Annotated in this window: 12 protein-coding genes, 2 rRNA genes and 2 pseudogenes; 10 read left to right on the top strand and 6 right to left on the bottom strand. The window is 35.2% G+C overall.

The window, feature by feature from the left end:
* Position 1: 1 nt before the first annotated feature.
* Positions 2-619: a hypothetical protein gene (locus tag AACH21_RS03005; RefSeq protein WP_338482744.1), complete on the bottom strand. Its 618-nt coding sequence runs from the start codon at positions 617-619 to the stop codon at positions 2-4.
* Positions 620-899: 280 nt separating this feature from the next.
* Here AACH21_RS03005 and AACH21_RS03000 point away from each other — a divergent pair, with 280 nt between their 5' ends.
* From AACH21_RS03000 to AACH21_RS07110, 4 genes are all read left to right on the top strand, one after another.
* Positions 900-1,610 (top strand): class II aldolase/adducin family protein, encoded by a 711-nt coding sequence (locus AACH21_RS03000; protein WP_077188560.1) that lies wholly within the window; start codon positions 900-902, stop codon positions 1,608-1,610.
* 105 nt (positions 1,611-1,715) lie between these two features.
* Complete coding sequence (locus AACH21_RS02995; RefSeq protein WP_007548354.1) at positions 1,716-1,850, top strand: IS3 family transposase; 135 nt, start codon at positions 1,716-1,718, stop codon at positions 1,848-1,850.
* On the top strand, positions 1,847-1,981 hold the full coding sequence (locus AACH21_RS02990) for a hypothetical protein (RefSeq protein ID WP_007548509.1): 135 nt from the start codon (positions 1,847-1,849) through the stop codon (positions 1,979-1,981). Before AACH21_RS02995 ends, AACH21_RS02990 begins: the two co-directional genes overlap by 4 nt.
* A gap of 462 nt (positions 1,982-2,443) precedes the next feature.
* Positions 2,444-2,614, top strand: coding sequence for a DDE-type integrase/transposase/recombinase (locus AACH21_RS07110; protein WP_080717647.1), 171 nt, complete (start codon positions 2,444-2,446; stop codon positions 2,612-2,614).
* Positions 2,615-3,265: 651 nt separating this feature from the next.
* Here the strand turns inward: AACH21_RS07110 and AACH21_RS02985 are convergent.
* The 3 genes from AACH21_RS02985 to pstC form a co-directional block, all read right to left on the bottom strand.
* Entirely contained in the window at positions 3,266-3,610 is a 345-nt protein-coding gene (locus tag AACH21_RS02985; protein WP_006279902.1) for a F0F1 ATP synthase subunit epsilon, read from the bottom strand.
* A 12-nt stretch (positions 3,611-3,622) separates the two neighbouring features.
* Positions 3,623-5,050, bottom strand: a complete 1,428-nt coding sequence (atpD, locus tag AACH21_RS02980) for a F0F1 ATP synthase subunit beta (protein ID WP_010962432.1) — start codon at positions 5,048-5,050, stop codon at positions 3,623-3,625.
* 101 nt (positions 5,051-5,151) lie between these two features.
* On the bottom strand, positions 5,152-6,240 hold the full coding sequence (gene pstC / locus AACH21_RS02975; protein WP_338482805.1) for a phosphate ABC transporter permease subunit PstC: 1,089 nt from the start codon (positions 6,238-6,240) through the stop codon (positions 5,152-5,154).
* 107 nt (positions 6,241-6,347) lie between these two features.
* Between pstC and rpmH the strand changes: the two genes are divergently transcribed.
* The 4 genes and pseudogenes from rpmH to AACH21_RS02955 all read left to right on the top strand — a co-directional run bounded on the left by rpmH (position 6,348) and on the right by AACH21_RS02955 (position 8,708).
* Entirely contained in the window at positions 6,348-6,482 is a 135-nt protein-coding gene (gene rpmH / locus AACH21_RS02970) for a 50S ribosomal protein L34 (RefSeq protein WP_006279898.1), read from the top strand.
* Positions 6,483-6,549: 67 nt separating this feature from the next.
* Positions 6,550-6,825 (top strand): annotated as a pseudogene (gene rnpA, locus AACH21_RS02965) (ribonuclease P protein component); the annotation flags it as partial.
* A gap of 86 nt (positions 6,826-6,911) precedes the next feature.
* Positions 6,912-7,175: a hypothetical protein gene (locus AACH21_RS02960; RefSeq protein ID WP_077188558.1), complete on the top strand. Its 264-nt coding sequence runs from the start codon at positions 6,912-6,914 to the stop codon at positions 7,173-7,175.
* A 158-nt stretch (positions 7,176-7,333) separates the two neighbouring features.
* A pseudogene (locus AACH21_RS02955) lies at positions 7,334-8,708 on the top strand (IS66-like element ISWen3 family transposase).
* Between the two features lie 34 nt (positions 8,709-8,742).
* Here AACH21_RS02955 and rrf read toward each other — a convergent pair.
* A 5S ribosomal RNA gene (gene rrf / locus AACH21_RS02950) occupies positions 8,743-8,849 on the bottom strand.
* A gap of 66 nt (positions 8,850-8,915) precedes the next feature.
* Positions 8,916-11,682 (bottom strand): 23S ribosomal RNA (locus AACH21_RS02945).
* 335 nt (positions 11,683-12,017) lie between these two features.
* Here AACH21_RS02945 and AACH21_RS02940 point away from each other — a divergent pair.
* A complete protein-coding gene (locus AACH21_RS02940) occupies positions 12,018-13,094 on the top strand; it encodes a methyltransferase domain-containing protein (RefSeq protein ID WP_338482743.1) in 1,077 nt (358 codons plus the stop codon).
* A gap of 58 nt (positions 13,095-13,152) precedes the next feature.
* The gene (locus tag AACH21_RS02935; protein ID WP_338482742.1) at positions 13,153-14,937 is read left to right on the top strand and encodes a ribonucleoside-diphosphate reductase subunit alpha; all 1,785 of its coding nucleotides are present in this window, start codon (positions 13,153-13,155) and stop codon (positions 14,935-14,937) included.
* Positions 14,938-15,469: the final 532 nt, after the last annotated feature.

The raw sequence follows: 15,469 nt of genomic DNA, 5'->3' as shown, positions 1-15,469 counted from the left end.
ACTATTTTTTTTGCATACACGCAATTTGGCTAAGCTTGTGCATCTGGTTTACTATCTCTTGAGCTACTTCTTTTATACTCATATTTGAATTTTCTATCTCTATAGCACTCGGTGGTGTAAATAAATTGTTAATCCTACATTGCTCTATCATGCTATTTAGATTAATCACCTTCCTATTTTTTCTTTGCCTTTTTAATGCAATACGCTTTTGTAATGTCGGTAGATCACACCTAAGTACCACAGGAAGGATTTCTGTGTTCATTTTTTTACTAAGCCTTACTATTGAATCATACATCCTCATGTTCTGGTCATTATTTTCCATCAACTCATCAATAAATATGTAATTTTTTGAGTGAATCGGATAATTTTCTATTACCTGAAGCATAATTTGCATAATGCCATATATTCTATCTTGAACTTCTTTAGGTATTTGATCACGTTCAAAGACACCATCGTATATAGAGCAAGCTTGAACATTGTTATAGAACTTACTATTTACAATTAATGCGTTTATCATATTAGATAATTCTATTGCTGTGGAAAGTTTACCACTTCCCGAAAGACCAGAGAGATATATGAAAAATCCTGCTGGCTGTTTTTTTGTGTTAATATTTACCATATTATTTTCAATCTTGAAACTTACATTTATAATAACATAAAAATGAAGCTTTAAAACATATGAAATATTATATAGAAAATTATTTTTGTAGTTAAGATATTATGTAATTTAAAAACATAAATTCTGTATATAAACTCTATAATAACGATAACTATTTTTAAGCAAGCTACAACACAAAAGTGTTTGGTATTCAGAAAGCAAGACAGAGTGGCATAGACTTATTAGTTTACTACAAGTCTCTTTTCGCGTATAAACCTTCAGAAGATTCTAACAGAGGATTGTGTTGTTAACAAAGAGCAGAGTAAAAAGGGATCTAGTCTATGCCTATCAGATTTTGTCCTACCTTAAGTTCGATGATCATACATATACTCACCTTTCAGTGCGTTCTGAAGATCAAAAGTCGTTTTATATTTATCCGTTTGGTATGCGTTTTGATGAAGTAGATGAACGTTCGTTAATGAAAGTATCATTTGATGGAGATGTAATTGAAGGCAAAGAATATCAATATAATAGAACTGGCTATATAATTCATGGTTTTATTTATCAAGCAAGGAAAGATATTCAAGCAATTTTTCACTTGCATACACCTTCTATTGTAGCGGTTTCTTCTCTCAAAGATGGGCTGCTTCCTATAAGTCAATGGGCACTGCACTTTTACAATAAAATCTCTTACCATAATTATAATTCCCTAGCACTTAGCGATACAGAAGGAAAGAGGTTAATAGCTGATCTGAAAGAAAATTTTGTCATGTTAATGCGTAATCATGGATCTATAACGTGTGGTCGGACTATACAAGAAGCAATGTTTTACACGTATCATTTAGAACAAGCGTGCAAAACTCAATGTTTAACGTTAGCAATGAATAAGGAGTTATCAATTCCAAGTGAAGAAATTTGCTCAAAAGCTGTAAAGGATCTCCTATCTTTTGAAAGCAATCTTGGTGAGAGGGATTGGCACGCATGGGTTAGACTAATTAAAAGTAAGTTGTAAGAGACTTTCGCACTACTATCTGTCATCCAAGTAGTGACCTTACCCAGAAAAAGTAGAGAGAAAGTTAAGACGTTTTTGGAGTAAAATAAAACGTTTTTTCAAAATATGACAAATAGAAGAGAATATACAGCAGAATTCAAATTAGAAGCTGTTAAGCTGGTTAAAGAAACAGGTCAAGCAAGTACAAAAATAGCAAAAGATCTAGGTATAGATGGCAGTATGTTAAGTAAGAAAATATGATGGAAAAATGTCTGGAGCATACGCATTTCCAGGCAAAGGCTCCTTATGACAAAGAAAGATTTGATCTAAAAAAAGAGCTAATAAGAGAAAGAGACATCTTAAAAAAAGCCCTGGGCAAAGAAAAAGAGTAAAGTATTCTTTTATATAGAAATTGCTATAAAACACAGGAACTATGTAGGGTTTTGTACTGGTGGTATGGGTTGCTAAGGAAAAAAGCAGTAAAGAATTAGCAAAAGAAGGGCTTCTAGCAGATATTCAAAAAATACATCAAGCATTCTAAATGCAGATATGGAGCCCCTAAAATTCACGCTGAATTAAAAGCTTTAGGCAAAAATTAAAACAGTACAAAGTGTTATGCAAGAAAATGGCATTAAAACCAAGCTTAGACGAAGGTTCAAAAATAAAAAACAGCAAATAAGCAACCGAGTTGTGGCTCCGAACACATTGGATCAAAATTTTACTACTGATCAGCCAAATAAAGTTTGGGATTACCTACATAAAAACTAAAGAAGGTTGTTGGCGGCAATAATTGACCTATATTCACGCATGGTGGTTAATGAGTAACATGATAATTAGTTATAGATTCTTTATTGATGGCCGTTGATAAACGCAAACCCGATAAAAATCTGCTGTTACATAGCGATCAAGGGTCACAGTATACCTCTCAAAATTACCAATTTCTATTGAATACAAAAAACATCATTTCCAGCATGAGCCATAAGGGCTGTTGTTACGATAACTCTGTTGCAGAAAAGTTCACTTAAAAGGGAGCTGCTTATTGATACTTCTCGCTCAACAAACCAGAACTGCCATATTTGAATACATAGAAATCTTTTATAACAAATAACGTAGACATTCTACTATTAACTATTGCATTCCTGCACAATTTATTCTCATGATAAAAACGTCTTAACTTTCTCTCTACTTTTTTTGGGTAAGGTCAAACATGCAATACCAATAATGCTAATATATTTTATAATTTTTCTCATAAGATATTTTACAATGCTTCTAATAATATTAGATATCATCTATAAAATTAAAAAATCCATGAAAGGGGATGAAAATATGTAAAAAAGTATTATTGATTAATTAAAAACAGATTTTGATTTGATAATACTAATAAAATCGATTTATCTTAAATTTACGTTGATTTTTACCTGTTATTTTTTGTAGTTTATCCAACGTAAATTCCAGGTAAAACAAAGTCGTTATCTCCAACCTTTACAACCAACTCTCCTTCTTTAATTTTTATTTGATTAGGTGTATGGTCCCATACCATCACACTCTGGGATCATACACCTAAAGTACTCCGACACTGGGATGACACCCCGGGGTTTCTGGGATGACAAAAAAGAGCCCCCTGAGCAAAAATCTTATAGCCACTTGAATGATAATTGACTTTTTGCCTAAAATAACTAAGAAAGAAACTTCTCATCAAGATAACTTAAATATATACTAATTCTCTTATTTTTAAACGATTTCTCATCATGAATTGCACGATCAAAAACCTGAATTTGACTTGTTATAATGCTACAATTATTATTTGCAACTTCTAATACGCCACTATCAATTACAACCTTCTTTTCTGTTTGGTTACTCATTTTAACAGTAATCATACCAGGCAATAAATAAATTAAGTAAGGAGCATGGTGAGCTAAAATCATAAGCTCCCCTTCGAGCCCAGTTACTGAAAGAGAAACCACTCCACTGAATGAAATTTGATCATCAGGAGAGAAAAATTGCACTTTAAAAGTATTCATAATCTTTAACTTTTATTTAGCTTCAGCTTGTATTAATTCAGCCTTTTTTATTGCTTCATCTATATTCCCCACCATATAAAAAGCAGCCTCTGGTAAGTGATCATATTTGCCTTCAACAATTCCTTTAAAACTGGAAACAGTATCAGAAAGTGAAACAAATTTACCAGGCATGCCAGTAAATATTTCTGCAACGTGAAAAGGTTGAGAAAGAAATTTCTGAATCTTACGAGCCCTATCAACAATAATTTTATCTTCATCAGATAGCTCATCCATACCAAGTATTGCGATAATATCTTGCAGTGATTTATAAGTTTGCAATATACGTTTCACCTCAGAAGCTACATTATAATGTTCTTCACCAATGATTTCAGCAGATAAAGACTGAGAAGTTGAATCAAGTGGATCAACAGCAGGGTATATTCCCATTTCAGCTATTTGCCTTGACAACACTGTGGTTGCATCAAGGTGAGAGAATGTAGTTGCTGGGGCTGGATCAGTCAAATCGTCCGCAGGAACATATATAGCTTGCACAGAAGTAATAGAGCCAGAAGTTGTTGAAGCTATTCTTTCTTGCATTGCACCCATATCAGTTGCAAGGGTTGGCTGATAACCAACAGCTGACGGTATTCTTCCAAGTAAAGCAGAAATTTCAGAACCAGCTTGTGTAAATCTAAAGATATTATCCACAAAAAATAGAACATCTTGGTTTTCACGGTCACGAAAATACTCTGCCATAGTAAGTGCTGTTAAAGCAACTCTAGCCCTTGCTCCAGGAGGCTCATTCATCTGACCATAAACCAAAACAGCTTGAGATTTTTCATGCTCATTTATATTTATTACATTTGAAGTGATCATCTCGTGATAAAGATCGTTACCTTCACGCGTTCTCTCCCCTACCCCGGCAAACACAGAAAATCCTTTATGAGCTTTTGCTATATTATTAATTAATTCCATTATTAGGACTGTTTTACCAACACCGGCTCCACCAAATAAGCCAATTTTTCCTCCTTTAAGATAAGGTGCAAGAAGATCTATAACTTTTATTCCCGTAACTAAAACTTCTTCCTGTATTCTCTGTTCAGTAAAACTTGGAGGTGCTCTGTGTATAGGCTCTAAGTTATACTTTCCCTTCAGTGGACCACACTCATCTATAAGCTCTCCAACAACATTAAAAATCCTTCCTAAAGTTGAACGCCCAATTGGCACCGATATTGGTGCACCTGTATCAACAAATTCATCCCCCCTTGACATGCCATCTGTGCTATCCATAGCAATACAACGAACTATATTGTCACCTATATGCTGCGAAACTTCTAAAACCAGCTCCTTATCCTTATATTTTAGTTTGCTTTTTAAAGCATTAAATATTTTAGGCAATTCACCTTCAAATTTTATATCAACGACTGCTTGAGTTACCTTAATCGCTCTACCTATATTCATCTCTTTATTTTTATCACCTAACACTATAATTCCATAAAAGAACTTCTAAAGAAAATAAATTTTATATTATTAATAGAAATTTTGCAACATTAAAACGCTTACTAGTTACGCTTCATTACAAACAATGCAAATGCATTTAATAGCCAAGTAATAATAAACAATACTAAACTAAGCGCATAAGCAGCAAGAGTTTGTACACTATTGAAATCCTGATCTCCGGTAAGTAATGTAGCGATCTGCACGGTAATGGTAGTAACTGAATTAAGAGGGTTAAAAGTCAAATTTGCGTTGATTCCCACAGCCATTAGCACAATCATTGTTTCACCTATCACTCTTGAAATTGACAATAAAATTGCACTTAAAATTGTAGGCATTGCATAAGGTATTGTTATATGCCATATAGTTTCCGCTGGAGTTGCACCAAGTGCCATGAAGCCATAACGCAAGCTTTTTGGAACAGATCTTATGGCATCTTCGAGTAAAGAAATAATAAAAGGAAGAATCATTATCCCAATCGATAAACCGGCAACTAAGGCACTTTCTGAGTGTATACTTAAACCAAAAAAATTTGCTACCTGCTTTATAAAGAAAGACAAAAACACAACCGCGAAATATCCATATACAACCGTAGGAATAGCAGACAAAACTTGCAAAGTTGTATTAACAATATAACGCACTTTCTCACTCGCATATTCACTAATATATATTGCAGAAAATAAACCAAGCGGAACGACAACTAACATTGCTATAATAGTTATAAGTAATGTACCAACTAAAAGCGGCGCTATACCAAAACATCCTATCTTCTCTTTATTGATAGTGACTACATTGTGGCCCCATTTCAAGCAAAACAAGAATTCTGAAATAGCTACTTTATTAAAAAAACTAATGGATTGAATAAAAATAGACAGCATTATAAATAAAGTGATAAAAAATGATATGGCCAAAGCCACAAATAACGAAAGTTTTATTATCTTATTTCTTTTATTTTTAAAGATAAAAGCAAGCATGAAAAAAAGTAACGCTATAGAAATAAAAGTTACAAAACAATTATTATAGAATACTAACAACCAAGTTAGCATCCATACACAACTAAGATACAGATAAGATTTAACCTTATTTACTTCTTGAAACCTACTAAAACAAAATAAAAGGATTAGTAAGACAGGTATGACTATCACCGAATTCATTCTTCCATGCATCAAATTTTATTCTACGAAAATGTCATACAAGTTCACCATTATTTGACAATAAAGTAAAACAATTTAAAATAAATAATTATATTAATATAAAAACAATGAAGAGAACATTTCAACCAAAAAATTTGATAAGAAAGCGCAGACACGGATTTCGTTCACGTATGGCAACAAGAGCTGGAAGAAAAATCCTTAATAGGCGCCGTTCATTAGGGTGTAACAAATTATGCGCATAGTAAGTATAAAAAAAAAGATTTTTCTTCTGCTTTCAAAAATAAGTTAGCACTCAACAGTCTTTTTTATCGTGGGCTTTATATATCACTGTACGCTATAAAAGAAAGAGAACCTGAAAAGTACATTCATACTATTAGAGTAGGTCTGGCTATCAGTAAAAAAACCGGAAAAGCAGCAAAAAGAAATAAAATAAAAAGGCAACTACGAATGCTTGCTAAAATTAGCATTTTAAATATAAGTAATATAGGGCACTACTACATAATACTAACTCATAGAAACATTATGCAAGCAAGTTATAAAAATTTACAAAAAGATCTAACTATTTGCTTAAAAAAGATAAAATAAAAAAAAATCTCAATTAAGGTATTTACAACTATATTTTTTATGATAATATAGGTAAAATTTTTAAAAATAGTTAATGGGTGTGGTGAATGGTAGAGCATATAAAAGAGGTAAATAACACAGGCTTTGGTCAGATGTATCAATTCTTATTTCTTCCTAAAGGAACAGGAACAGATTGGAGGTCAGCATTTCGCCAACAAGAAGAATTATTTAAAAAAGTGGGAGGTAATGTAATATTACCAGAAATCAGTAATTCTCCTTCAAAAGGGAATCAATTAGGGGAAGTAGGAACAATGCTAAATAATGTAGAAAATGACCAAGAACATATAAGAAAAAAAAGATATCGTAGTTAAAGTAAAAACTTAAAGAATAGTAACAAAACAAGAAAGTTAAAATATAAGTATACCTACTGTCTAATTAACAAAGAAATTTTGTATCCGTTCAGCGGAGTGGCAGAATAAGGTAGACAAGGTGATCTAAAAAGATAATCATAGAGCAAAAGTGAAATAATATGGTAAACCTTTTAGAACTTTGCAAAAATTTACAGCAAAAAATAGAAAGGTTAGAAGCAAAAATAGAAAGATTGGAAAAAGAGAATGAAAGTTTAAAAGCAGAAAATAAGGCTTTAAAGATAGAAAATGCTGAGTTAAGAGAAAGACTCGGTTTAAGCTCAAAAAATTCATCAATACCAAGTTCCAAAGAGTTGTATAAAATAAAAAAGAATAAGCCGAAAAGCGAAAGGAATATTGGCGGTCAGGTTGGTCATAAAGGAAGTTTTCGCGCCAACATGGATGCAGATAAAGTAGTAAAGATAGAGTTGCCTAATACTTGCGAATGCGGAGGAGAAATTGCAATATGTGAAAAACCATATATTCATCAGAAAGTTGATCTTCCAGAAATCAAGCCTTATGTAGTGGAATATCAGTTAGAACATGGCCGTTGTCGGAGATGCGGAAAGAGAAGAAGTAGCAAGTTACCGGAAGGTGTTACGCCAGATACATTTGGTCCAAGGGTTAAGTCAATAATTGCAGCGTTCAGCGGATTCTACAAAAATTCAAAACGCGAAATAGCGAGTGTCGTAAATGATATCTTCAATTTGAACATAAGCGTCGGTAGCATATCAAATAGTGAACATAGAGTTGCTTCAAAATGCAAAAAAATGTATGAGCAGATCGAACAAGAGATAAGTAGGAGTAAAGTTCTACATATTGATGAAACGAGCCATTATAACAAAGGTAAACTCGCTTGGTGTTGGATGTTTGCAAGCAATACGGCAAGTTTTGTAAAATTTACAGAGTCAAGAGGAATGAAAGTTTTACAAAATAGTAAATTCTGCAATCGCAATAGCTTGGTAATAACTGACAGGTATGCAGCATACAATTATTTTGCCGATAAAAACAGGCAAATCTGTTGGGCACATTTATCAAGAGATTTTGAAAGGTTAGCACATAGTTGAAGTTAAAGTTCTGGGTTGTTACTTGAGAAACGTGGCCACTGAATTATTTGCACTAAAAAAAGCTTTACTAAAAAGTGAGATAGATGTTTTGAGGTTTGTCAGACGTGCCAGAAAATTAAGAAAACGTACAAAGTATTACTTGAAGGAGATATCTCGTTTACCTGAAGCAATTGGAGCCTCTCGAGTTGCAAAAAATGTTCTGAGATCTGAAAGAATGATGTGGAAATTTTTAGATGACCCAGAAAATATTCCGCTGACAAATAACCACGCTGAACGGCAAATTCGGCATTATGTCGTTTATCGCAAAAACTCATATTTTACACAATCAAAGCGGGGAAATACATTCCTTGAGCGGATAATTTCATTATACTTAACTTGGAAACAAAGGGGTCTCAATCCTTTCCAAAATCTCCTATCTATTGTTTCTTAAACCACTCTCCTGAACGGATACGAAATTTTTATAAACTTGGCGGCGACCTACTCTCCCTTTTCAAGTACCATCAGCGCTAAAAAGTTTCACTTCCGAGTTCGAGATGAGATCGGGTGGTTCATTTTTGCTATAGCCACCAAGTCAATAAAAATTTCTAACTTAACAATTTTAACTTAATATTTAACACTGCATACACACATATAGAAAGCAAATAAATCAATCAGGCTATTAGTACTAGTTAGCTTCACATGTTACCATGCTTCCACACCTAGCCTATCAACGTGGTAGTCTTCCACGGCCTTAATTGGGAAATCTTTTTGAAGAGGGTTTCTTGCTTATATGCTTTCAGCAATTATCCCATCTATACATAGCCACCCAGCGATGCTATTGGCATAACAGCTGGTACACCAGAGGTATATCCATCTCGGTCCTCTCGTACTAGAGTCAGACCTTCTCAAATTTCCTTCACCCACGGCAGATAGAAACCGAACTGTCTCACGACGTTCTAAACCCAACTCACGTATCACTTTAATCGGCGAACAGCCGAACCCTTGGGACCTTCTTCAGCCCCAGGATGTGATGAGTCGACATCGAGGTGCCAAACGGTGTCGTCGCTATGAACGCTCGAACACCATCAGCCTGTTATCCCCGGCGTACCTTTTATCCGTTGAGCGATGACCCTTCCATACAGAATCACCGGATCACTATGACCGACTTTCGTCTCTGCTTGGCTTGTCAGCCTCGCAGTCAGGCAAGCTTATGCCATTATACTATCAAGCTGATTTCCGACCAGCTCTAGCTTACCTTCGCACGCCTCCGTTACTTTTTAGGAGGCGACCGCCCCAGTCAAACTACCCACCATACAATGTCCTAGCTCCAGATAATGAAACATAGTTAGATATCAAAAGTGTAAAGGGTGGTATCTCAAGGTTGACTCCATTATAGCTAGCGCCATAACTTCAAAGTCTCCCACCTATCCTGCACATCACACTTTTAATAGCAATGTAAAGCTATAGTAAAGGTGCACGGGGTCTCTTCGTCTAACCGCGGGTACCCCGCATCTGCACGGGGAATTCAATTTCGCTGAAGTGATGTTGGAGACAGTGGAGAAATCGTTACGCCATTCGTGCGGGTCGGAACTTACCCGACAAGGAATTTCGCTACCTTAGGACCGTCAGTGTTACGGCCGCCGTTTACTGGGGCTTCAATTCGGAGCTTTGCACCCTTCCTATTAACCTTCCAGCACCGGGCAGGCGTCAGACCCTATACTTCCACTTACGTGTTTGCAGAGTCCTGTGTTTTTAGTAAACAGTCGCTACTCCCTATTTTGTGCCACCTACTCATAGTTGCCTAAAAGCAGGTTACCCTTCTTCCGAAGTTACAGGTATAATTTGCCGAGTTCCTTCAACATCATTCTTTCAACACCTTAGTATACTCTACTCATCCACCAGTGTCGGTTTGCGGTACGGCCTCATAAATATAAGTGCTATTTCCTGGAGCTTCTTTTAAGCATAGATCAATCCAATAAGATCTATACAAATACGAAACCCGTCACACTTAAGAGGTTTAGGAATATTAACCTAATTGCCATCGACTACTCCTTTACGGACTCGCCTTAGGAACCGACTAACCCTACGCAGATTAACTTAACGTAGGAACCCTTAGATTTTTGGTGAGAGTGTTTTTAACACTCTTTTACGCTACTTATGTCAGCATTCTCACTTCCGATATCTCCAGCAGTTTTCACAAACCACCTTCACAGACTTACGGAACGCTCCGCTACCGCGCCTATTGATCGAAATCAATAAGCACTCACATCTTCGGTATACAGCTTTAGCCCCGGTACATTTTCGGCGCAGAAAAACTTATTTAGACAAGTGAGCTGTTACGCTTTCTTTAAAGGATGGCTGCTTCCAAGCCAACCTCCTAGCTGTAATGGTTTTTCTACTTCCTTCCCCACTTAGCTGTAATTTTGGGACCTTAGATAGTGATCTGGGTTGTTTCCCTCTTCACTACGGACTTAGCACCCGTAGTGTGCCTGCTGTATAATTAATTGTTGGTATTCGGAGTTTAGTTAGATTTGGTAAGACGGTGAATCCCCCTAGTCTATCCAGTGCTCTACCCCCAACAACATACATACAACGCTCTACCTAAATAGATTTCGCGGAGAACCAGCTATTTCCAAGTTTGATTGGCCTTTCACCCCTAATCACAACTCATCCAATAATGTTGCAACATTAACTGGTTCGATCCTCCAGTGTGTTTTACCACACCTTCAATCTGGTCATGACTAGATCACTTGGTTTCGGGTCTAATCCATAAAACTAAAACGCCCTATTCAGACTTGCTTTCGCTACGCCTACACCTAACGGCTTAAGCTTGCTTCATAGATTAACTCGCTGACCCATTATGCAAAAGGTACGCTGTCACTCTAAATATCAATAAATTGATATAGAGCTCCAACTGTTTGTAAGCACTTGATTTCAGATTCTATTTCACTCCCCTCCCGGGGTTCTTTTCACCTTTCCCTCACGGTACTTGTTCACTATCGGTCGTTAAGGAGTATTTAGGCTTGGAGGATGGTCCCCCCATATTCAAACAGGATTTCACGTGCCCCGCTCTACTCAAGGATTTAAAAACTTTCTACTTATACAGGACTATCACCTTCTATGGTTACTATTTCCAGAGTATTCTAATTCTTATTCTTAAATCACTAGCCTTTTCCGCTTTCGCTCGTCACTACTAACAGAATCTCGGTTGATTTCTTTTCCTCTGGCTACTTAGATATTTCAGTTCACCAAGTTTGCTTTACATACTTAGTACGTAATAACTAGCTAAACTAGTTGGGTTTCCCCATTCGGAAATCTGCGGATCAAAATTTGTTGACAATTCCCCACAGCTTATCGCAGCCTGCCACGTCCTTCATCGCCTCTTAACGCCAAGGCATCCATCAAGTGCTCTTAATAATTTATTTATCCGACTATATGCAGAATATGCAGAGTTAAATATTATTAAAATTGAATTGAGATTAAATTAATCTCTACCATAAAACTTGTCAAACATCTAAAAACTAAATTAATCTTTTATATACTATAACCTAATAAATAATATGTCAACGCCTTTTTGCACAAAACATTTACTTATATTATCAACAACAATATACTAGCAATCCTAAACAGTAGGATCTGAGAAATATGTGGTAAACTTATATATACAGTAAAAATTAATAAAAAAGATATTTTGTAAGATAAAATGTGTTAAAATCAATTGCCTAAAAATGATAATAAACATTCGGAGTATTTCTAACGTATGAAAAGTAATCTCTCTTTTATAAAAAACGTTGCTTTAAATTGTATGTCTAAGCTCATTGGCGTATTAAATATTAAGAAAGTAAAACACTTCATTGTGAATAAATATAATACTCTTCATAAAGAAATGACAGTGCTTCTTAAAAAATCTAAGAACCTGTTAAACACCAACATTGAAATCGGTTTATATCACTTTTATAAAGGTAGCATATCAGATGCAAAGTTACGATTTTGGTTAATTAGCATATTTTACCCCCATTTACCTATAGTCTGGTATAACATCGGAAGGTGTCATTTTGCGGTAGGGAATACTAACAAAGCTTATAATTATTTAACAAGGGCACTAAAATTAGATAATGACCACGAGGAGGCGTCTTACTATATAAAAAAAATGACAAACTCAGCGCCTATTACAGAATTGCCAAAAAACCTCATAAGACAATATTTTGATTCCACAGGTGAATATTTTGTTGAGCATTGGTTGATTGCCAAACAATATAGAGGGCATGAACTTGTACACATGATAATTACAAAAATCTTCAACAACTCCACTTCTGAGCTCAATATACTCGACCTTGGTTGTGGAACTGGAATATGTGGTCATTTCTTGAAAATAAATAGTATTGGAAACCATATAACAGGAATTGACATTTCAAGTAGAATGCTAAATATCGCAAGAGGATGCTTTATAAAAGGTAAGCCTGTTTACAATGAATTAATACATATGGAAATGAAAGAGTTTCTTAAACAAGAGAAAAACCAGCAGTATGATGTAATTATCTTTGCTGAAGTGCTACATTATCTACATGACTTTCAAGAAGAATTGGAATTAGCAAAAAGATCTACGAGCAAAAAAGGGGTTATTGTATGTTTAATAAGAAGAAAGGAAGGTGAAGGTATTGACTTTGTAAATAAAGGAGACTATTTTCGTCACTCAGAAAGTTATGTTCAACATGTTGCAAAAGAAATAAGTATGCAAATAAGTTATATGAGTTACTGTAAAATATATGGCAGTCAGGTTGACGGTATCTTGTTTGCATTACAGCATCAACAAGAAAGTCCGAAAAACCTAACTTAAAAATCGCTCAAAATGACTTTTAAGTATCTATATATAATAAAAGAATAAAAGGAACTTTATGAATAACATTACCATTAATTACGCAAAGGACAGCAAATTAACCGACTTTGGAAAAGCAGTTCTATCAGACAGGTATTTAATAGAAAATGAAAGTTATCAAGACCTCTTTGCACGTATTGCTAATTACTATTCTGATAATAAAGAACATGCGCAGCGTCTTTATGACTACATGAGCAACTTGTGGTTCATGCCTTCAACACCAATACTCAGCAATGGTGGCACTAAGAGAGGGTTACCTATCTCTTGCTTTCTTAATGAAACCGAAGACAGCTTGCAGGGAATAGTTGATCTATGGAACGAAAATGTTTGGCTTGCTGCACGTGGAGGAGGCATAGGTAGTTATTGGGGAAATTTACGCTCAATAGGCGAAAGCGTAAAGGGTAGCGGCAAAACATCAGGAATTGTTCCATTTATTGTAGTGCAAAATGCTCTAACGCTTGCAATTAGTCAGGGATCCCTAAGGCGAGGAAGTTCAGCAGTCTACCTTCCTGTATCTCATCCGGAGATAGAAGAGTTTCTAGATTTACGCAAGCCAACAGGCGGTGACCCAAATCGCAAAGCGTTAAATATACATCATGCTGTAATAGTAACAGATAAATTTATGCAGGCTGTTGAGAATGATCAAGAATGGAATTTAATAAGCCCTCACAACAATAAGGTTATTTCAACTGTAAAAGCGCGGGATATATGGATCAAAATATTAACAGCAAGAGTTGAAACTGGAGAACCTTACATTATTTTCCTTGATGCAACAAATAACAATAAGCCAGAATCTTACAAAAAGCTCAACTTAGACATCAAGATGTCAAATCTATGCAGTGAAATAACTTTAACCACAGGTTATGATCACCTGAATAAGTCACGCACTGCTGTGTGTTGTCTATCATCCGCAAACCTTGAGTACTACGAAGAATGGAAAGACAATAAACTCTTCATAGAAGATATAATGCGCTTTCTTGATAATGTATTGGAAGATTTCATAAATAAAGCACCGAATGAAATGCAGCGAGCAAAATATTCTGCAGCCAGAGAACGCAGTATTGGTCTTGGTGTGATGGGCTTTCATTCATTTTTACAAAGCAAAATGGTTCCTTTTGAATCAGTAACAGCACAACAATGGAATAAAAAAATATTTAAGTATTTACGCGAGCAAGCAGATATAGTTTCTAAAAAATTAGCAGAAGAAAAGGGAGCATGTCCTGATGCCAAAGAAGTTGATCTAATGGAAAGGTTTACACACAAACTCGCTATTGCTCCTACTGCCTCGATCTCCATTATTGCAGGTAATACCTCCCCTGGAATAGAACCATACGCAGCAAACGTATTCATACAAAAGACACTTACAGGCTCATTTGTAGTGCGAAATAAATTCTTGCAAAAACTATTAGCAGAAAAAAATCAAGACAATGATAAAATATGGTCTTCAATTTCAACAAACGAGGGTTCCGTTCAGCATTTAGATTTTCTTAGTGAGCATGAAAAATTGACATTTAAAACAGCGTACGAGCTTGACCAAAGATGGATTATAGAACATGCAAGTAATAGAACTTCGTATATTTGTCAATCTCAATCAGTAAATCTGTTCTTACCTGCCAACGTACATAAACGTTACTTGCACAAAATACACATGCTTGCTTGGAAAAAAGGATTGAAGAGCTTATATTACTGCAGATCACAGTCAATGCAGAGAGCCGATAAGGTCTCGCATGACATATTCAAAAAAAGTGAAATATTGCAACAAAAAACAGATATTGACTACGATGAATGTCTGTCATGCCAATAGCGGCCTTACTCAGAAAAAGTAGAGAGAAAGTTAAGCAAATGGGTAAATAGACTTCTTGCATAACCATATAACGCACTTTTATTGGGAATAGAAACGAAAAAACTTTCTTGACAAACTCCGCCAGCCCTCTTATCATAAAATTGAAGCTATTTATTTATCTTCTCTGTACAGATTAAATGACAAAAAAACTCACGTATCTGGCGTCTCATGTTTAATTTTTTGCACTATGTGCACCTTATGTCTTTATCAAACTTCTACCTACATAAGCTGAAACGCGCTTATAAAGCGTTTAAAACATAAAAAAACGCCAACTTAAAAAATGGATAGTGAATAACTAGCTACCCTAGGGTTTCTTTTGCCTTTTTTCTGTTTAGTAAATTTCTTAAACATTTATAGCTAAGGTTAGTTGCATTTAAAAGCAGCTGAGTCGCGGTTATTAAGCGTTTAGAATAAAAAAACGCCATACTTGAAAGTATAATGTAAGTAATTAGCCAACTACGGGGCTTCTTTTGCCTTTTTTTTCATTTGGTAA

It is taken from the genome of Wolbachia endosymbiont (group A) of Ophion costatus, from assembly GCF_963969245.1.
Classification (GTDB): domain Bacteria; phylum Pseudomonadota; class Alphaproteobacteria; order Rickettsiales; family Anaplasmataceae; genus Wolbachia; species Wolbachia pipientis.
This window is presented reverse-complemented; position numbering and strand designations above follow the sequence as displayed.